Genomic DNA, 17,140 nt, shown 5'->3' with positions numbered 1-17,140 from the left:
CACGGTGCATCCGCTTGAGCCGCTCCCCCTCCTCCGCGCGGTCGTGCGGATCGCCCCAGATCGCCAGGAACGCCGAGAACCCACTTCGCACCCCTCGATCCGCGAAGTTGGCCTCGAAGCGGCCGGTCTTGTCCACCGCGGCGGCCACCGGCACCAGCGCCACCTCGTCGAAGGCGGCGGCGCCGAAGAACCCACCGAAGGCGCTGCCGCTGTGTTTGCGGAACTCCCGCATGACTTTCGGACGCACCCCGTCGGCCGTCTTACGTACAGGTAGTGCCTCGGCCGTCTGGGTCATGTCGCCTCCGATGCGCGTTGACACAGAGACTAGTGATTTGTGTCAACGTGTCAATGGATGGCAGGCGCGCACCCGGTCGATCCACCATCGGCGGCGCTCGGGCGTCGCGGCCAGCCCCGAGAGCCGCGCCGGATCGGGGGTCACTGGAGCGACAAGCAGGTGTCCGTCCTCGGCGTTCCTGGCGATCTGGGGCGATCCGCACGACCGCGCGGAGGAGGGGGAGCGGCTCAAGCGGATGCACCGTGAGGTCCGCGGCCGCGGTGACGGCGCCTTCACCGATGTGCGGTACAGCGCGCTCGACCCGCGGCTGTGGAACTGGATCGCGGTCAGTGGTCTGTTCCTGGTGCTGAACTCGTTCACCCCGTGCACCGGCATCACCATGACCGCAGCCGAGAGGGAAGCGGCATATCAGCAGTTGCTCGAGGCCTTCCGCTCCCTCGAGCTGCCGGGCAACAACGCCAAACTGCCCGCGAGCTACGACGAAGCCGCGCGCTACTACGACATGATGGTCGATACGGCGCTGGCGGACAACGAGTTTCTGACGCGGGTCACCGACGGCCTGACGAAGCTGCCGTTGCCGACGCTGCTGATCCCGCCGGCGATGCGGCGCCTGTTGACCCCGCCGTGGCTGCTGGTGCGGCCCGTGGTCGGCCGGGTCGTGAAGATCTGCTCGTTCGGGATCATGCACCCCGGCGTTCGTGAGCTGACGGGGTTCCGCTGGCAGGACCGTCACGAACGCGAATTCGAGCTGTACACCCGGGTGCTCCAGCTGGCGTGGCGGGTGTTGCCGGAGAAGGTGACGTTGATTCCGTTGGCGCGCAACAGGTTGGAGTACGAGAAGCTGGTACGGTTCCACCGTTCGGTCGCGCTGGATTCGTTCGCCCCGCCCGCGGGGTGTCCGGCAGGTCGGCAGGCATAACCTAGACCGATGCGACGGCTCCGCAACACCGACAGCCGCACCGAGCAGGAGGCCGCGATCCTCAAGGCGGCCGCCGAAGAGGTGGCGCTCGTCGGTGTCGGCAGGGCCAGCATGGACGTCATCGCACGCCAGGCGGGCGTCAGCCGCAGCACGCTGTATCGCCGGTTTCCCAGCCGTGACGTGCTGATCACCGAACTTGGCAGGCAGACATTCGATTTCGCGATGGCACGGCTGCAGACCGTTGGCATCGACGCGGGCGCGAAGGAGGCCGCGGTCGCCGCGTTCTGCGAAGGCCTGCGCCTGCTGAGCACCGAACCGGTGATGCGCCGGTTCCTGCGCCTCGACGGCGACCTGTCGGCGATGTCCGGCATGTTCGACGAGGCCGAGGACTTCCTCGAAAGCGCGTCGGCGGCGATGGCAAGGGCGCTGCGGGCCGCCGGCGCGACGATGCCCGACGCGGACCTGCTGGCGGTCAGCGAACTGCACATCCGGCTGGCCTGCTCGCTGGCGCAGGTGCGCACACCGGTGCTCGACGTCAACGACGGCAACGCGGTCCGCGCGTATGCGCTCAAACACCTCGCCCCGCTCGTGTGGTGAGCTGACGCAGGCTCTGACCTACATGTCCTGATCTGTGGGATACATGGCGTAGACGCCACGGCGCTGGTGGCCAACACTGGGTTCATGCGATCGGTGGTGATTCTCGGTTTCGCCGGTGTCCAGGCTCTCGACCTGGTCGGACCGTTCGAGGTGTTCACGGGCGCCTCCCGATATGTGCAAGAGCACGGACGCGAGGGATATGACGCCAGGGTGGTGACCCTCGACGGTGAACCCGCGACCACCGGCACCGGGCTCGCGCTCGTCGCCGAACCGCTGCCGGATCCGCGCGAACCGATCGACACGCTCGTCCTGCCCGGCGGCGTCGGCGTTCACGACGCGCGGACCAACCTCGACCTGGTGAACTGGATCCAGACCGTCGCGCAGAACTGCCGCCGGATCGTCAGCGTGTGCACCGGCGCCTTCCTCGCCGCCGAGGCCGGCCTGCTCGACGGCTGCACCGCCACCACGCACTGGGCCTACACCGAGCGGTTCGCGCGCGAATTCCCCAGGGTGACGGTCGATCCCGAACCGATCTTCGTGCGCAGCAACGAGCGCACCTGGACCGCGGCCGGTGTCACCGCGGGTATCGACCTCGCGCTGTCGCTGGTCGAGGACGACCACGGCACCGACGTCGCGCAGACCGTCGCCCGCTGGCTGGTCATGTACCTGCGCAGGCCGGGCGGCCAGACGCAGTTCGCCGCGCCGGTGTGGATGCCGCGCGCCAAGAGGGCGCCGATTCGCGAGGTGCAGGAGGCGATCGAGACCGAACCCGGTGGGGCGCACAGCATCACGGAGCTGGCACGCCGCGCCGCGATGAGCCCGCGACACTTCACGCGGCTGTTCACTGAAGAGGTCGGCGAGGCGCCGGGCGCCTACGTCGAACGGATCCGCACCGAGGCCGCCCGCCGCCAGCTCGAAGAGACCGACGACACCGTCACCGTGATCGCCGCGCGATGCGGGTTCGGCAGCGCCGAATCGCTGCGACGCAACTTCGTTCGCCGCCTCGGCATCTCGCCCGACCAATACCGCAAGACCTTCGCCTGACAAGGAGACAACCCATGACCCAGATCGCGATCATGTTGTACCCCGGGTACACCGCGCTCGACTTCATCGGCCCCTACGACGTGCTGCGCAACCTGCCCGACGCCGAGGTGCGCTTCGTCTGGCACGAACCGGGACCGATCGAGGCGGACTCCGGCGTACTGCTCGTCGGCGCCACCCATTCGTTCGACGAGACCCCCTCGCCCGACATCATCCTGATCCCCGGCGGGCTGACAAGCTTCCAGCACGCCCGCGACGAGAAGGTCCTCGACTGGGTGCGCACGGCCCACGAGACGTCGACCTGGACGACGTCGGTGTGCTCAGGGTCGGTGATCCTCGCCGCGGCGGGCGTACTCGACGGCCGCCGCGCGACGTCGCACTGGATGGCGCTGCCGATGCTCAAACCGTTCGGCGTCGACACCGTCTCCGACCAACGCGTGGTACACGAGGGCAAGATCGTCACCGCCGCCGGGGTCTCCGCCGGCATCGACCTCGGCCTGTGGCTCTACGGACAGATCGCCGGCGACGCTAAGGCCAAGGCGGTGCAACTCGTCATCGAATACGACCCGCAACCGCCCTACGACTCCGGGCACATGTCGAAGGCGTCGGCCGCGACCAAGGCGACCGCGTCGACCTTGTTGAGCCGCGACACCGTCAAGCAGGGGCAGCTTGCGCCGACGGTGGCGCTGTTGTGGACCGCCGCGCTACAACGGGTGCGCAAGAAAGCCGTCTCGACGCGCTGACACCCGGCGTCTCTGAGATACCGTCGCGAGCATGGGGATACCCGAAGTCCGACCCGATCCGCCGACACCGCTCGTCCGCGCAGGCGCCCGTCTCATGGGCACAGCGCCCGCCCGATGGTTCCTGGGCCGCATCGGCTGGCGGATCGACCGCGCCGTGATCAAGCTGACCAACGGCCACGTGTCGATGTCACTGGTGCTCCCGGAGGTGCTGTTGACGCACACCGGCGCAAAGTCGGGGCAGCAGCGCAGCACACCGCTCACCTACTTCACCGACGCCGGACGCGTGATCGTCATCGCCTCCAACTACGGCGGCGACCGACATCCGGCGTGGTTCCACAACGTCAAAGCCAATCCGCGGGTGACGCTGTCCGCCCGCGGCTACCGGGGCACGTTCGTCGGCGAGGAGGTCACCGGGGCCGAGCGCGACCGGCTGTTCGGGCTGGCCAAGCAGTTCGTCCCGAACTACGCCGACTACGAGAAGCGCGCCGGAAAGCGGCGCATCCCGGTCGTCGCATTCACCGAAGCGAAGGCGTAGCTCTCAGCCGTCGGCGTGTGAGCGCTCGGTCAGCTCCTCGAGGGCCGCAGTGAAGGCGCGGGCACCTTGCATCAGCGCCGCGATGTCGGCCTCGGTCATGCGCTGGGTGACCGCGCCGAACGCCTCGACGCGCAGCCCGATCAGCTCGTCGAGTACCGCGCGTCCCGCGTCGGTCAACTCGAGCAGCGTGGCGCGGCGGTTGGTGGGAGCGACGCGGCGAGTGATGTAACCGGCGTCGGCGAGGCGGTCGCTGAGCCTGCTCGCGGTGGACGGCAGGAGTCCCAGTTCGTCACCCAGTTCGGTGACCAGGCTCGGGCCCAGCCGATCCAGTGCCTGCAGCGCACGCAGCGGCGCGAGGCCGATCCGCTGCTCCATCTGTTCGAGCGCGGATACGTTCAGCGCGAGAAGCCCGCGGGTGGCGCGCTCGAGCTCCGATAAGTTGGCCTCGGCGGGTCTGTTGGTCGACGGCATCGCTTCCTCCCGTCCCGCAACGGTATTCGACCGCGCACCGTCGTGCGTCATCTTCATCTTCGTGGCTTGAGCTCCGGCAGCTCGTACTCCGGCAGCGTGATGTCGTCACGCAGGGTCCGGCTCATCACCAGGTTTCCGACCGGCGGGAAGTCGAAAGTGCGTATCGCCAAGTTGCGCAACCAGATACCGAGCTTGGTGCGGGTCGCGAAGAAGGAGACGAACCGCTGCGCGCCGTCCTGCTTGGCCTCGATGAAGCCGCGCAGCCGATTCTCATACGCCTTGAACGCGGCGCCGATGTCGTCACCCGCCCGGGTCAGCTCACCGGCGAGGACGTACGCCTCGGCGATGGCCAGTCCGGTGCCCTCGCCCGCCAGTAACGAGACACACGCCGCCGCGTCGCCGATCAGCGCGACGCGGCCTGCCGACCAGCTGTCCATGCGAATCTGGCTGACCACGTCGAGATAGATGTCGTCGACGCCGTCGAGGGCTTCGAGAATCCGCGCCGACTCCCAACCGGCGTCGGCGAACTCCCTGCGCAGCAGCGCTTTACAGGAATCGAGGTCGGCGGGCAGGGTGGGCGTCGGCGAGCGGAAGATGAACAGCACCAGCGTGCGGTCGCCGCGCAGCGTGAACCTGCCGATCTGACGGTCGGGCACGTTGTGCGTCACGTACACCAGGTCGTCGGTTGGCCGGTAACCGTCGAGCACACACGCCGCGACCTGGCAGCCGAGATAGTGCTCGTAGCGCGCTTCGGGGCCGAAGGCCAGCGCCCGGACATTGGAGTGCAACCCGTCCGCGCCGATCACCATGTCGAAGTGCCGCGGTGGGCAGTGCTCGAACTCGACCGCGACGCCATCGGCTCGGTTGTCCAAAGCGGTGATGCTCTCGGAGTAGACGGTCTCGATGTCGTGCTCAACGGTCCGGTAGATCGCGGCAGCCAGGTCGCCACGGGCCAGGCTGACATAGCGGTCGCCGACCGCGCGGCGCAGCGGATCGACCCGCAGCCGCGCCGACGCCCGGCCCTCGTCGTCGACGATGCGTAGTTCGCGCACGCGGTAGCCGGCCGTGAGGAGGTCGTCCTCGATGCCCATCTTCTGGGTGATCGCGTAGCCGAGGCCCCAGAAGTCGATCAGATATCCGCCGGTGCGAAAGGTCGGCGCCTTCTCGATCAGGGTGATGTCGTGCCCGGCGCGCAACATCCAGTGGGCGAAGGCCGGTCCGGCGACGCCAGCGCCGCTGATGGCGATCTTCATTTCACATTCCTCCTCGGAATCGTCGAGGGATCGGTGATAATTGATGCTACACGCAAATCGTGCGAAATGCACGATCTTCCCGACGGCCCCGGGCCGCGCCCCGCCGAGGGAACTTGAGTACCGTCGTTCGAGTGAATTTGGCCTACGACGATCGCGGTAGCGGCCCATCGGTCCTGTTCATCGCCGGTCACGGCGGTGCGGGCCGAACCTGGCACCTGAATCAGGTGCCCGAGTTCCAGCGCGCCGGCTACCGCTGCATCACGTTCGACAACCGCGGGGTGGGCGCCACCGAGAACGCCACCGGCTTCACCACCGAGACGATGGTCTCCGACACGGCGGCGCTGATCGAGAAGCTCGACGCGGCGCCGGTGCGCATCGTGGCGGTGTCGATGGGGTCGTTCATCGCCCAGGAGCTGATGGTCGCCCGTCCCGATCTGGTCGACCGCGCGGTGCTGATGGCCACGCGCGGCCGCGAGGACCGGACCCGCGAATTCTTCCGCGACGCCGAGCGCGAGCTCGCCGACTCTCGAGTCGAGCTGCCCCCGATGTACGACGCGAAAACCCGTCTGCTGGAGAGCTTTTCGCCCAAGACGCTCAACGATGACGTCAAGGTTCGCGACTGGATCGACATGTTCACCATGTGGCCGACCAAGGCCACACCGGGCGGGCGTGCGCAGATCGAGGTGCGGCCGCAGGGCAACCGGCTGCCCGCTTACCGAAGTATTACGGCGCCGACGTTGGTCATCGGGTTCGCCGACGACCTGGTGCTCCCGCCGCACCTGAGCCGGGAGGTCGCCGATGCCATCCCGAACGGCCGCTACCTGGAGATTCCCGACGCCGGTCACCTCGGTTTCCTCGAGCATCCGGACAAGGTCAACAAAGCGGCGCTCGATTTCTTCGCCGATAGGCTGTAGTGGTGAACCCCTCGACCGCGCAGGCCCGCGTGGTCGTCGACGAACTGATTCGCGGCGGCGTACGGGATGTCGTGTTGTGCCCGGGCTCGCGCAACGCCCCGCTGGCCTTCGCGCTGCAGGACGCCGACCGCGCCGGCCGGCTGCGGCTGCACGTCCGGATCGACGAGCGCACCGCGGGCTTTCTAGCCATCGGGCTGGCGATCGCCGAACGCGCCCCGGTCTGCATCGCGATGACGTCGGGGACCGCGGTGGCCAACCTCGGACCGGCCGTCGTCGAGGCGAACTACGCGCGGGTCCCGCTGGTCGTGCTGAGCGCGAACCGGCCTTATGAACTGCTGGGCACCGGCGCGAACCAGACGTTCGAACAGCTGGGGTATTTCGGCACGCAGGTGCGGGCGTCGATCAGCCTGGGCCTGGCCGAGGAGTCGCCGGAACACCTCGATTCGCTCAACGCGCAGTGGCGTTCGGCGGTGTGCCGAATCCTGGTTGCCGCCAGAGGTTCTCGATCCGCGAATGCGGGCCCGGTGCAATTCGACATTCCGCTGCGGGAGCCGCTTGTGCCCGACGCGGACGAGTCGGTGACCTACGTTCCGGAGGGCAGGCCGGGCGGCAAGCCGTGGACGTACACCCCGCCGGTGACCTTCGACCAGCCGCTCGACATCGACCTGACGCCGGACACCGTCGTGATCGCAGGGCACGGTGCGGGCGAGCACCCGAACCTCGCCGCGCTGCCGACCGTCTCTGAGCCGACGGCACCGCCCGCCGACAACCCGCTGCACCCGTTCGCGCTGCGGCTGGTGCGGCCCAAGCAGGTCATCATGCTCGGCCGCCCGACGCTGCACCGGCCGGTGTCGGCGCTGCTGGCCGACCCGTCGGTGCCGGTATACGCGCTGACCACGGGTCCCCGCTGGCCCGACGTGTCGGGGAACTCGCAGGCCACCGGCACCCGCGCCGTCACCACGGGCGCTCCGGACTCCGCCTGGCTGGACCGGTGTGCCGAGGTGCACCGGCACGCGATGGAGGCGGTCCGCTCTCAGCTGCGGGCGCATCCGCTCAAAACCGGTCTGCACGTGGCCGCCGCGGTGGCCGACGCCGTCCGGCCCGGCGATCAGCTGGTGTTGGGGGCGTCGAATCCGGTGCGCGATGCGGCGCTCGTCGGCCTGGACACCCACGGGCTGAAGGTGCGTTCGAACCGGGGCGTGGCGGGTATCGACGGGACGGTGTCGACGGCGATCGGCGCCGCGCTCGCGCACGATGGCCGAACGATCGCGCTGCTGGGTGACCTGACGTTCGTCCACGACAGTTCGGGGTTGTTGATCGGTCCGACGGAACCGACGCCGCGCAACCTGACGATCGTGGTGTCCAACGACAACGGCGGCGGCATCTTCGAATTGCTCGAACAGGGCGATCCGCGGTTCTCCGACGTGTCGTCGCGGATCTTCGGCACCCCGCACGACGTGGACGTCGGCGCGTTGTGCCGGGCGTATCACGTGGAGAGCCGACAGCTGGAGGCCGACGATCTGGTCGAGGCGCTCAACGAACCGCACGACGGGATGCGGGTGTTGGAGGTGAAGGCCGACCGGTCGTCGCTGCGAGCGCTGCACGCATCGATCAAGGCTGCCCTGTGAGCGGAGCGAACGATTCAGCCCCTGTGAGCGAAGCGAACGATTCAACCCCTGTGAGCGGAGCGGACAGGTTTGCTCCGGTGAGGGCCGCCGTCGTGGACCGCCTCGCCACCTCCACCCGGTGGGCGCGCCGGTTCCTGCCCCGGCTCACCGCCGACCCGAACGAGTCGCGCCGACAGCGGGTGTTCCGCCGGATCCGGGTGGGGATCGTGATCATCGCGTGCCTGGTGACGCTGCAGTCGGTGCTGATGGTGTTGGGCGCGTGGCGCAATGACCGCCAGATCTCGCGGCACATGGGGGTGGCCGCCGCCGAGGTGCTCGACGCCGGACCGCGCCGGTCGACGATCGAGTTCGTCACTCCGGACCGCGTGACCTATCGCCCCGAGCTCGGAGTGCTCTATCCGTCGGAGCTCGAGACGGGGATGAACATCTACGTCGAATACGACAAGAACAACCCGGATCTTGTTCGCGTGCAACACCGCAACGCGGCGTTGGCGATCATCCCGGCGAGTTCCATCGCGGTGGTGGGCTGGCTGATCGCGAGCGCCGCGCTGGCCGGGGTGACGCTGATCGAGCGCCGACGGCCGCAGCGCGCGACTCCTGATCCGGAGCCGGCCGCGGAAGTCACGACTGGATGAGCTTGTCGAGCCAGTCGTTGTCGTAGATGTCGAGCTTCTCGCTGGAGACCAGGTCGTAGACCGTCGGTGTACCAGCGGCCCCGGGATCGACGTCGAACAGGAAACCGAAGTTGTTCTCGTCCATCTCCGGCACGTTGACCGCCGACCCGCCGCTCGCGATCCGCTTGATCGCCTTGTCGGGCATGCCCGCCGAGCGCGCCATGTCGGCCATTTCGTCGTCGCTCGGTCCGGGCCCGCCCGGATCCTGGTGGGCCCAAAGCTCTTCGACGAACCGCTGGAACTGCGTGCCCGTCGCGCCGCTACCGGTCGCGAGGAACAGCGCGTTGCTCACCCGTGCCGAGTACCCATGGCTCACTTCGTCGAGGAAGATCAACGGCCGGTAGGTGACGTTGAGTTGACCGACGCCGATGTAGTAGGCGAGTTGATCGCCGAAGTCGGCTTGCAGGTCGGCGCAGTGGCTGCACTGCGGTTCGGTGAAGATCTCGATGCGGGCCGGGGCGTCATCGAAACCGGCGACCACGCCGTAACCGTCTTCGCTGACCTTCAGCGGAGGCTGCGCCGGATCGCGCTGCGCGGTCCCTGCGACGTGGCTGGTGCAGCCGACGGCCGCGAGCGCCATGATGAACGCCACGGCCGCTAGTGCCCGGGGGATTCGCATGTCAACCGCCCTTTCTTTGGTCCGCACGATACTCGACGGAAACGCTTCGCAGCGCCCGTTGGCGCACCAGCTTTTCGTGTGCCATACGCCTGCGTGCAATCTTCGCGACAGGTCGCGCTGAGACGATTCGGGCGTGCGCGTGGCAATCGTCGCAGAATCGTTCCTCCCGAATGTCAACGGCGTCACCAATTCGGTGCTGCGGGTGATCGAACACCTGCGTCGCACCGGACACGAAACCCTCGTCATCGCTCCCGACAACCCGCGAGGGCAGCCGCCCGCGGACCGTGTGCACGACGGCGTCCGCGTGCACCGTGTGCCGTCGCGGATGTTCCCGAAAGTCACGTCGCTACCGCTCGGCGTGCCGCGGCCCCGGATCGTCGGTGTGCTAAGGGGATTCGACCCCGACATCGTGCATCTGGCGTCGCCGGCGCTGCTCGGCTACGGGGGGCTGCACGCCGCACGCCGCCTCCGCGTGCCGACCGTGGCCGTATTCCAGACCGACGTCGCGGGATTCGCCGAGAGTTACGGCGTCGGCTTCACCGCCCGCGCCGCATGGGCGTGGACGCGGCACCTGCACAGCCGCGCCGACAGGACCCTCGCGCCGTCCACCGCCGCGATGGAAGACCTGACCACGCACGGCATTCCGCGGGTGCACAAGTGGGGAAGGGGTGTCGACATCACGGGGTTTGCACCCTCGGCGCGCGATGAGGCCCTGCGGCGTCGGTGGTCGCCTCTCGGCAGGCCGATTGTCGGATTTGTCGGGCGGCTGGCTCCGGAGAAACATGTCGAACGCCTGGCGGTGCTCGCACGCCGGGACGATCTGCAGTTGGTCGTCGTCGGCGATGGCGTCGACCGGCCGAAGCTCGAAAAGCTCCTGCCGTCAGCCGTTTTCACCGGCGCGCTGTACGGTGCCGAGCTGGCCGCAGCGTACGCCAGCATGGACGTGTTCGTGCATCCCGGTGAACATGAGACGTTCTGTCAGGCCGTCCAGGAGGCGATGGCGTCCGGGTTGCCGGTCGTCGCCCCGAACGCCGGCGGACCGCGAGACCTCGTCGCCCCTTACCGCACCGGGCTGCTGCTCGATGTCGACGAGTTCGAGGCCCGCCTGGCCGACTCCGTCGACCATCTGATCGCCGAGCGGCAACGCTATTCGATCGCCGCGCGCCGCAGCGTGCTGACCCGGACGTGGCCGTCGATCTGCGACGAACTCCTGGCGCACTACGAAGCCGTCATCGGCCAACGGCACCGCCGCGTCGCATAACCGCACCCCTTGCGGCGCGCCCCCCTTCCCGGCGAGTAGACGCGAAACTGCCGCAATTCCGCCGAAAAGGGGCAGGTTTACGTCTGCTCGCGGGAGGAGTCGGGCACGCTCCTAGCCCTGCGCCTCGACCGCGACCGGCTGCCATTCCTCCCACGTCTTGAGCCGGTTCTCGTAGTCAGCCTTGGCCAACTGCAGCGGCAACTCGCCGAAAAACACCCGCAGCGGCGGGTTTTCGGCGTCGACGACCTTGAGCAGCGCCCGCGACGACGCCTGCGGATCACCCGGCTTGGCCACCCGCTGGCTGCGGATCCGGTCGGCTTCCTCGTGCACCTCTTTGTAATCGGGCAGCGGCGTCGACCGGCGCGACGACGAGCCCGCCCAGTCTGTCGCGAACCCGCCCGGCTCGATCAACGTGACGTGCACCCCGAACGCCGCCACTTCCTGGGCCAGCGCCTGTGAGAACCCTTCCAGCGCCCACTTTGACGCGTGATAGATACCGACGTTCTGGAACGCGACGATCCCGCCGATCGACGACACCTGGATGATGTGCCCGCTGCGCTGCGCTCGCAGATACGGCAACGCGGCCTGCGTGATCCACAGCGCGCCGAAGACGTTCGTCTCGATCTGGTCGCGCGCCTCCCGCTCGGTCACCTCCTCGATGAAGCCGAAGTGCCCGTAGCCAGCGTTGTTGACGACGATGTCCAGTCGGCCGAAGTGATCGTGGGCCTGCTTGACCGCCGCGAAGTCCGCGTCGCGGTCGGTCACGTCCAGAGCCAGGGGCAGCAACGAGTCGCCGTACTCCTCGACCAGATCGTCCAGCGAGGAGACGTTGCGGGCCGTGGCCGCGACCTTGTCGCCGCGCTCCAGCGCCGCGATCGTCCATTCGCGTCCGAAGCCCCGCGATGTCCCGGTGATGAACCAAACCTTTTCGCTCATGCTCCTATATCCCCTGTCGACGGGCTCTGCATTCCCGCTTGGAGCATCTTCACAGCTACGGTGGCCTCATGAGCCGCGCGACGCTGGAGAAGGACCCCCGCGATGTGGCGTCGATGTTCGACGCGGTGGCGCGGCGCTACGACCTGACCAACACCGTGATGTCGCTGGGTCAGGACCGGTTCTGGCGGCGAGCGACGCGTGCCGCACTGGGCATCGGCCCACAGGACATCGTCCTCGACCTCGCGGCGGGCACCGCTGTGTCGACGGTCGAGTTGGCCAGTTCAGGGGCGTGGTGCGTGGCCGCGGATTTCTCCGTCGGCATGCTGGCCGCCGGGGCCGACCGCGACGTGCCGAAGGTCGCAGGTGACGCGACGCGACTGCCGTTCGGCGACGGTGTGTTCGACGCGGTAACCATCAGCTTCGGTCTGCGCAACGTGGTCGACCACGTGGCTGGTCTGCGCGAGATGGCGCGCGTCACCCGGCCCGGCGGGCGGTTGGTGGTGTGCGAGTTCTCCACGCCGACGAACGGGCTGTTCGCGACGGTGTACAAGGAGTACCTGATGCAGGCGCTGCCGAGGATCGCCCGTGCGGTGTCCTCAAATCCGGAGGCCTACGTCTACCTGGCCGAGTCGATCCGCGCATGGCCCGACCAGACGCACCTGGCGCGTCAGATCGCCGATGCCGGTTGGTCGTCGGTGCGCTGGCGCAACCTCACCGGCGGCATCGTCGCCCTGCACGCCGCCACCAAGCCGCTGCGCTGATTACCGGTCGGGCGCCGCGACGCCGCGCTACGGTCTGGGCATGCACGGACGCCTGATCGACCCGGACGCCACCCTCGCCACCGATCCCCGCGCAGACCCGCGAATGGTGAAGGCGTTCGCGCAGTTCGGCCTCGACGGCCGGCTGCCGGCCGCGCCGCTGACCGTCGACTCACCGCTCGAGGAACGCATCGCGTTCGCGACCATGAGCGAGCAGGGAATGGGCGCGATCCTCGAAGCGATGGCCAAGGATCTGCCCGAGGTGTCCGGCGTGGCCACGTCGACGACGACGATCCCCGGGCCCGACGGCAACGACATCACGCTCTACGTCAGCCGCCCCGACGATGCGAGCGACCCGCTGCCCGCGGTCGTGCATCTGCACGGAGGCGGGATGGCGCTCGGGAGCGCGGCCGACATCGGCTACATCAGGATCCGCGAATGCGTCGCCGCCACCGGCCTCGTCGTGGTCGGCGTCGAGTTCCGCAACTCCGGAGGCGAACTCGGTCCGCATCCGTTCCCGGCCGGTCTCAACGACTGTGCGGCCGCGGTGCGCTGGGTGGCCGCCCATCGCGCCGAACTCGGTGTCGCCCATCTGATCGTGTCGGGGGAGTCCGGCGGTGGCAACCTCACACTGACCGTCGCGCACAAGGCCAAACGTGAGGGCTGGCTGGACGAGATCGCCGGGTTCTACGCGCAGTGCCCATACATTTCCAACCGCTGGCTCGAGGAGTGTGAGGATTTGCCGTCGCTGGCCGAGAACGACGAGTACTTCGTCAGTCGCCAACAGCTCGCGCTGCTGGGTTCGATCTACAACCCCGACGGTTCCCATGCCGACGACGCGACGTGTTGGGCGTCCGTGGCCACCGATGAGGAGCTCAACGGTCTACCGCCCCATGTTATTTCGGTCAACGAGCTGGACCCGCTCCGCGACGAGGGTCTGGCGTACTACCGCCGCTTGGTGCGGGCTGGCGTACCCGCGGTGGGTCGAGTGGTCGCGGGCACCTGTCACGGCGGAGACCTGCTCTGCGGCGCTTACATGCCCGAGGTGTTCGACGCATCCATCCGCGACGTCAGCGGATTCGCGAAATCGTTGGGTTAATCCTCGTCGGCCGCGATCGCGGCCTGCTGGCCGCCGTTGGCCGGTGGAGCGCTGTTGACTGCCGGTAGGGGCGGTTCCGACTTGGCGTTCGACGACGGCTTTCCGGTCGCCCCTCGATACGGTGTGCACACCCCGATGTAAGGCACGTCCTGACACGGTCCTTGCGGTAATGCGGGCGCAGCGGGGGCAGAGAACAGTGCGGCAGCGCCGACCGCGAACGCCGCGACCGCCGACCGAACCGTCAGAGCGAGCATCGTTGGTTTCCTTCCGCTGATGCCTATGTGAACGCCGTTGCGCTTCAGGGTAATCCCTGCGCGACGCCGAAAATAGGTAATCTAGCTGGGCTTACAGTTAGCCTGCTTATGAATCCTCGTCGCTGCGGGTGTCCCACAGTCGCTCCGTCTGCGGCCCGACGTCAGGGTCGTGCGTCTGCTGGAAGTTGCGTCCACCGCGCCCGAAGGTCGCGAGAACCGCTGGGGGAACGTCGGGTTCGAGTATCGGCTCGCCGAGCCAGTGGCACGGCCGCACATGCACCAAGTCGACCGCGACGGCGGCAGCGTCGTCGTCGCGGCGGTACGGGCCGTCGATGCGCCCCAGCCAGTACAGCCCGTCCGCATCGCGGGTCCACACGAACGCGCCGCTTTCGACATCGGCCAACCGTTCGATACGCCGAGCCAGCCGCTCGCCGAACCCCACGTCGCCGAACCCGACGACGCCCGTCGCCAGCGCCCTGTCCAGCGACGCCTGCGGGTCGATGTCGTCATCGCGGGATCGCATCGGAGCCCGGTACACGGCGGCCATCCGCGTTATTCTGCCTGCGACATGGAGACGTTCAAGCGCTACCTGATGTTTCAGGGCATGATGTTCGTCTTCGGCATCGTCGGGCCGATCTTCCTCATCATGTACTTCGCGTCCCAACCGGATCCGACGGTGCGGTGGGCGTACTGGATCGGGCTCTTCATCACGACCGCCGATGTCCTGATTGCCTTGGGGCTCACGGCTTCTACCCAGACGAATGAGAAGTCCGGCGTCGCGGTGAAGCTGCTCGAGCGCGGCGAGAGAGACTAGCCGAACGGCGCCCGCTCGTCGATACGCCGCGACAGCCGGCCGGCACCGCGCCACACCCTGGCGGTCCAGTCCTCGTCCTCGTCGGTCACGAAGTTGCCCATCACCCGCACCGCGATGTTCATCAGAGCCGCCGACCGCATGGCGAGCGGTCCCGTCGACGGCAGGAACCGCGGGAACGTCAACAGCAGCGCGAGCCGTCGGGCCACCGAGAACCCGCGGGCGTAGTGCGCGGAGAGCACCGCGGGCCACGCCTGCGAGAGGTCACCGGTGCCCAGCAGTTCGGCCGCCAGCCGTCCGGTCTCCAGCCCGTAGTCGATGCCCTCGCCGTTCAGCGGATTGACGCAAGCCGCAGCGTCGCCGATCAACATCCAGTTGGGCCCGGCCACACCGGAGACCGCGCCGCCCATCGGCAACAGCGCCGACAGCCCGGCGCGCGGCTCCCCGACGAAGCCCCACTCCTCGCGACGCAGGCCCGTGTAATAGGACATCAACGGCCGCAACGCGGCGTCGGCCGGTCGCTTCGCCGTCGCCAGCGCGCCGACGCCGATGTTCACCTCGCCGTTGCCCAGCGGGAAGATCCAGCCGTAGCCCGGCAGCACCTTGCCCTCCGGCGAGCGCAGTTCCAGATGCGACGTGATCCACGGTTCGGCGGCCCGCGGCGTGGCGATGTAGCCGCGGATCGCCACGCCGTACACCGTCTCCTGATGCCACTCGCGGCCCAGCACGCGGCCCAATGTCGAGCGGGCGCCGTCGGCGACGATCAGCTCGGAGCATCCGATCGAGGCGCCCGAGTCGAGCACCACCGACTCCACGCGACCGGAGGAATCATGGCGCACGTCAACGGCTTTCACGCCGAGCATCATCTTGGCGCCCTCGTCGACGGCGACCATGCGGATGCGGTCGTCGAGTTCGGTGCGCGGAACGGCGCTCGAGGTGGACGGGAACGACGGGCCCGGCCACGCGATCTCGACGTCGGCGCCGAAGCCGGACAACCGCAGACCCCGGTGCCGTACCCGCCCGTCCAGCCACGAGCCCAGGCCGAGTCGCTGCATCTCCAACACCGCGCGCGGGGTCAGCCCGTCGCCGCAGGCCTTGTCGCGCGGGAACTGCGCCTTGTCGATCACGAGCACCTCGCGGCCGTTGCGCGCCGCCCACGCAGCGGCGGCCGAACCCGCGGGCCCGGCCCCGACCACGACCACGTCCGCCTTCATCGATCCCCCTGCCCTCCGGGCGTGGGCCCATCGCTCTCCCCTGGCCTTCGGCCGTGGGCCCAACCCGCCGGTAAGTCCATGGTTCCCAGTATGTTGGCAGGGTGAGGACGCCAGCGACGGTGGTAGCCGGGGTGGACTTCGGAGATCCCGAATTTGCGCAGGAAGTGCGTGACGGGGTCGCCCGCATCGAGGACCTGATGGCCACTGAGCTCGGCAAAGCCGACGAGCTGATGGCCGAGGCGGTGCAACACCTGTTCCAGGCCGGCGGCAAGCGGTTCCGCCCGCTGTTCACGGTGCTCTCAGCCCGGCTGGGCCCGGACCCGGACGCCTGGCAGGTCACCGTCGCAGGCGCGGTCATCGAACTGGTCCACCTGGCGACGCTCTATCACGACGACGTGATGGACGAGGCGCAGGTCCGCCGGGGTGCTGACAGCGCCAACGCCCGCTGGGGCAACAACATCGCGATCCTCGCGGGCGACTACCTGTTCGCCACCGCGTCGCGCCTCGTCAGCCGGCTCGGTCCGGAGGCCGTGCGCATCATCGCCGACACGTTCGCCCAGCTGGTCACCGGTCAGATGCGCGAGACCCGCGGCGCGGCCGAACACGTCGACTCCGTCGAGCACTACCTCAAGGTCGTCTACGAGAAGACCGCCTGCCTGATCGCGGCCTCCGGACGGTTCGGGGCGACGTTCTCCGGCGCCGACGAGGAGCAGATCGAGCGGTTGAGCCGCCTCGGCGGCATCGTCGGGACCGCCTTCCAGATCAGCGACGACATCATCGACATCGACAGCGATCCGGAGGAATCCGGCAAGGTGCCGGGCACCGACCTGCGGGAAGGCGTGCACACGCTGCCGGTGCTGTATGCGCTGCGCGACGACGGCCCCGAGGCCGACCGGCTGCGCGAGCTGCTGGCCGGGCCGGTGGAGAACGACGACGACGTGGCCGAGGCGCTGCGGCTGCTGCGCGCCTCGCCCGGTATGGCGAAGGCCAAGGAGACGGTCGCGCAGTACGCGGTGCAGGCCCGCGAGGAGCTCGCGCAGCTGCCCGACGGACCCGGCCGCCAGGCCCTGGCGACGCTGGTGGACTACACCGTCAACCGGCACGGCTGAACAGCCGGA

The 17,140-nt window shown here is 68.6% G+C and carries 21 protein-coding genes; 13 read left to right on the top strand and 8 right to left on the bottom strand.

Features of this window, described 5'->3' with window-relative positions; genetic code table 11:
- Positions 1-295, bottom strand: a 295-nt coding sequence (locus tag A5698_RS23985; protein ID WP_156670641.1) for an oxygenase MpaB family protein, incomplete at its 3' end; no start/stop codon positions are given.
- Positions 296-332: 37 nt separating this feature from the next.
- On the opposite strand from A5698_RS23985, the gene A5698_RS23980 reads away from it, so the two are divergent.
- The 5 genes from A5698_RS23980 to A5698_RS23960 all read left to right on the top strand — a co-directional run bounded on the left by A5698_RS23980 (position 333) and on the right by A5698_RS23960 (position 4,130).
- Positions 333-1,214 carry an oxygenase MpaB family protein gene (locus tag A5698_RS23980; protein ID WP_231967513.1) on the top strand — a complete coding sequence of 294 codons (882 nt, stop codon included), beginning with the start codon at positions 333-335 and terminating at the stop codon, positions 1,212-1,214.
- A gap of 9 nt (positions 1,215-1,223) precedes the next feature.
- The gene (locus A5698_RS23975; RefSeq protein ID WP_068302049.1) at positions 1,224-1,811 is read left to right on the top strand and encodes a TetR/AcrR family transcriptional regulator; all 588 of its coding nucleotides are present in this window, start codon (positions 1,224-1,226) and stop codon (positions 1,809-1,811) included.
- 84 nt (positions 1,812-1,895) lie between these two features.
- Entirely contained in the window at positions 1,896-2,855 is a 960-nt protein-coding gene (locus tag A5698_RS23970; RefSeq protein ID WP_068302076.1) for a GlxA family transcriptional regulator, read from the top strand.
- A gap of 14 nt (positions 2,856-2,869) precedes the next feature.
- The gene (locus A5698_RS23965) at positions 2,870-3,595 is read left to right on the top strand and encodes a DJ-1/PfpI family protein (RefSeq protein ID WP_068302048.1); all 726 of its coding nucleotides are present in this window, start codon (positions 2,870-2,872) and stop codon (positions 3,593-3,595) included.
- A gap of 31 nt (positions 3,596-3,626) precedes the next feature.
- Entirely contained in the window at positions 3,627-4,130 is a 504-nt protein-coding gene (locus A5698_RS23960; RefSeq protein WP_068302045.1) for a nitroreductase family deazaflavin-dependent oxidoreductase, read from the top strand.
- A gap of 3 nt (positions 4,131-4,133) precedes the next feature.
- On the opposite strand, the gene A5698_RS23955 is transcribed toward A5698_RS23960, so the two are convergent.
- A complete protein-coding gene (locus A5698_RS23955; protein WP_231967512.1) occupies positions 4,134-4,652 on the bottom strand; it encodes a MarR family winged helix-turn-helix transcriptional regulator in 519 nt (172 codons plus the stop codon).
- Positions 4,653-4,654: 2 nt separating this feature from the next.
- Positions 4,655-5,854, bottom strand: coding sequence for an FAD-binding domain (locus A5698_RS23950; RefSeq protein ID WP_068302042.1), 1,200 nt, complete (start codon positions 5,852-5,854; stop codon positions 4,655-4,657).
- A 131-nt stretch (positions 5,855-5,985) separates the two neighbouring features.
- Here A5698_RS23950 and A5698_RS23945 point away from each other — a divergent pair, with 131 nt between their 5' ends.
- The 3 genes from A5698_RS23945 (at position 5,986) to A5698_RS23935 (ending at position 9,031) form a co-directional block, all read left to right on the top strand.
- A complete protein-coding gene (locus A5698_RS23945) occupies positions 5,986-6,768 on the top strand; it encodes an alpha/beta fold hydrolase (protein ID WP_068302038.1) in 783 nt (260 codons plus the stop codon).
- 2 nt (positions 6,769-6,770) lie between these two features.
- Positions 6,771-8,396, top strand: coding sequence for a 2-succinyl-5-enolpyruvyl-6-hydroxy-3-cyclohexene-1-carboxylic-acid synthase (gene menD / locus A5698_RS23940; RefSeq protein ID WP_068302074.1), 1,626 nt, complete (start codon positions 6,771-6,773; stop codon positions 8,394-8,396).
- Between the two features lie 77 nt (positions 8,397-8,473).
- Positions 8,474-9,031 (top strand): DUF3592 domain-containing protein, encoded by a 558-nt coding sequence (locus A5698_RS23935; protein ID WP_068302034.1) that lies wholly within the window; start codon positions 8,474-8,476, stop codon positions 9,029-9,031.
- Here the strand turns inward: A5698_RS23935 and A5698_RS23930 are convergent.
- Positions 9,018-9,689 (bottom strand): DsbA family protein, encoded by a 672-nt coding sequence (locus tag A5698_RS23930; protein WP_068302031.1) that lies wholly within the window; start codon positions 9,687-9,689, stop codon positions 9,018-9,020. The genes A5698_RS23935 and A5698_RS23930 overlap by 14 nt on opposite strands.
- 133 nt (positions 9,690-9,822) lie before the next feature.
- Here A5698_RS23930 and A5698_RS23925 point away from each other — a divergent pair, with 133 nt between their 5' ends.
- Positions 9,823-10,950, top strand: a complete 1,128-nt coding sequence (locus A5698_RS23925; RefSeq protein WP_068302028.1) for a glycosyltransferase family 4 protein — start codon at positions 9,823-9,825, stop codon at positions 10,948-10,950.
- Between the two features lie 111 nt (positions 10,951-11,061).
- Here the strand turns inward: A5698_RS23925 and A5698_RS23920 are convergent, their stop codons facing one another.
- Positions 11,062-11,886 carry an SDR family oxidoreductase gene (locus A5698_RS23920; protein WP_068302025.1) on the bottom strand — a complete coding sequence of 275 codons (825 nt, stop codon included), beginning with the start codon at positions 11,884-11,886 and terminating at the stop codon, positions 11,062-11,064.
- Between the two features lie 68 nt (positions 11,887-11,954).
- Here A5698_RS23920 and A5698_RS23915 point away from each other — a divergent pair, with 68 nt between their 5' ends.
- Both A5698_RS23915 and A5698_RS23910 read left to right on the top strand, forming a co-directional pair.
- Positions 11,955-12,647 (top strand): demethylmenaquinone methyltransferase, encoded by a 693-nt coding sequence (locus A5698_RS23915; protein WP_068302072.1) that lies wholly within the window; start codon positions 11,955-11,957, stop codon positions 12,645-12,647.
- A 40-nt stretch (positions 12,648-12,687) separates the two neighbouring features.
- A complete protein-coding gene (locus tag A5698_RS23910; protein ID WP_068302022.1) occupies positions 12,688-13,743 on the top strand; it encodes an alpha/beta hydrolase fold domain-containing protein in 1,056 nt (351 codons plus the stop codon).
- Here the strand turns inward: A5698_RS23910 and A5698_RS23905 are convergent.
- Together A5698_RS23905 and A5698_RS23900 are read right to left on the bottom strand one after the other, a co-directional pair.
- Entirely contained in the window at positions 13,740-13,997 is a 258-nt protein-coding gene (locus A5698_RS23905; protein WP_068302020.1) for a hypothetical protein, read from the bottom strand. The two genes, A5698_RS23910 and A5698_RS23905, sit on opposite strands and share 4 nt — an antisense overlap.
- A 106-nt stretch (positions 13,998-14,103) precedes the next feature.
- Positions 14,104-14,544 (bottom strand): hypothetical protein, encoded by a 441-nt coding sequence (locus A5698_RS23900; RefSeq protein ID WP_068302014.1) that lies wholly within the window; start codon positions 14,542-14,544, stop codon positions 14,104-14,106.
- Between the two features lie 21 nt (positions 14,545-14,565).
- Here A5698_RS23900 and A5698_RS23895 point away from each other — a divergent pair, with 21 nt between their 5' ends.
- Complete coding sequence (locus tag A5698_RS23895) at positions 14,566-14,811, top strand: hypothetical protein (RefSeq protein ID WP_068302011.1); 246 nt, start codon at positions 14,566-14,568, stop codon at positions 14,809-14,811.
- Here the strand turns inward: A5698_RS23895 and menJ are convergent.
- Complete coding sequence (gene menJ / locus A5698_RS23890; protein WP_068302006.1) at positions 14,808-16,022, bottom strand: menaquinone reductase MenJ; 1,215 nt, start codon at positions 16,020-16,022, stop codon at positions 14,808-14,810. The genes A5698_RS23895 and menJ overlap by 4 nt on opposite strands.
- Positions 16,023-16,123: 101 nt before the next feature.
- Here menJ and grcC1 point away from each other — a divergent pair, with 101 nt between their 5' ends.
- Complete coding sequence (gene grcC1 / locus A5698_RS23885) at positions 16,124-17,131, top strand: nonaprenyl/(2E,6E)-farnesyl/geranylgeranyl diphosphat synthase (RefSeq protein ID WP_197506877.1); 1,008 nt, start codon at positions 16,124-16,126, stop codon at positions 17,129-17,131.
- Positions 17,132-17,140: the final 9 nt, after the last annotated feature.

Origin of the sequence: Mycobacterium sp. E136 (genome assembly GCF_001666865.1) — a bacterium.
Lineage (GTDB): Bacteria > Actinomycetota > Actinomycetes > Mycobacteriales > Mycobacteriaceae > Mycobacterium.
The sequence above is the reverse complement of the archived record's forward strand: the minus strand, read 5'-3'. Positions and strand labels throughout refer to the sequence as shown.

Coding starts and splice junctions, on each gene's coding strand:
- A5698_RS23975 (WP_068302049.1), top strand. CDS start 1,224: ATGCGACGGCTCCGCAACACCGACAGCCGCACCGAGCAGGAGGCCGCG.
- A5698_RS23970 (WP_068302076.1), top strand. CDS start 1,896: ATGCGATCGGTGGTGATTCTCGGTTTCGCCGGTGTCCAGGCTCTCGAC.
- A5698_RS23965 (WP_068302048.1), top strand. CDS start 2,870: ATGACCCAGATCGCGATCATGTTGTACCCCGGGTACACCGCGCTCGAC.
- A5698_RS23960 (WP_068302045.1), top strand. CDS start 3,627: ATGGGGATACCCGAAGTCCGACCCGATCCGCCGACACCGCTCGTCCGC.
- A5698_RS23955 (WP_231967512.1), bottom strand. CDS start 4,652: ATGACGCACGACGGTGCGCGGTCGAATACCGTTGCGGGACGGGAGGAA.
- A5698_RS23950 (WP_068302042.1), bottom strand. CDS start 5,854: ATGAAGATCGCCATCAGCGGCGCTGGCGTCGCCGGACCGGCCTTCGCC.
- A5698_RS23930 (WP_068302031.1), bottom strand. CDS start 9,689: ATGCGAATCCCCCGGGCACTAGCGGCCGTGGCGTTCATCATGGCGCTC.
- A5698_RS23920 (WP_068302025.1), bottom strand. CDS start 11,886: ATGAGCGAAAAGGTTTGGTTCATCACCGGGACATCGCGGGGCTTCGGA.
- A5698_RS23915 (WP_068302072.1), top strand. CDS start 11,955: ATGAGCCGCGCGACGCTGGAGAAGGACCCCCGCGATGTGGCGTCGATG.
- A5698_RS23910 (WP_068302022.1), top strand. CDS start 12,688: ATGCACGGACGCCTGATCGACCCGGACGCCACCCTCGCCACCGATCCC.
- A5698_RS23905 (WP_068302020.1), bottom strand. CDS start 13,997: ATGCTCGCTCTGACGGTTCGGTCGGCGGTCGCGGCGTTCGCGGTCGGC.
- A5698_RS23900 (WP_068302014.1), bottom strand. CDS start 14,544: ATGGCCGCCGTGTACCGGGCTCCGATGCGATCCCGCGATGACGACATC.
- A5698_RS23895 (WP_068302011.1), top strand. CDS start 14,566: ATGGAGACGTTCAAGCGCTACCTGATGTTTCAGGGCATGATGTTCGTC.
- menJ (WP_068302006.1), bottom strand. CDS start 16,022: ATGAAGGCGGACGTGGTCGTGGTCGGGGCCGGGCCCGCGGGTTCGGCC.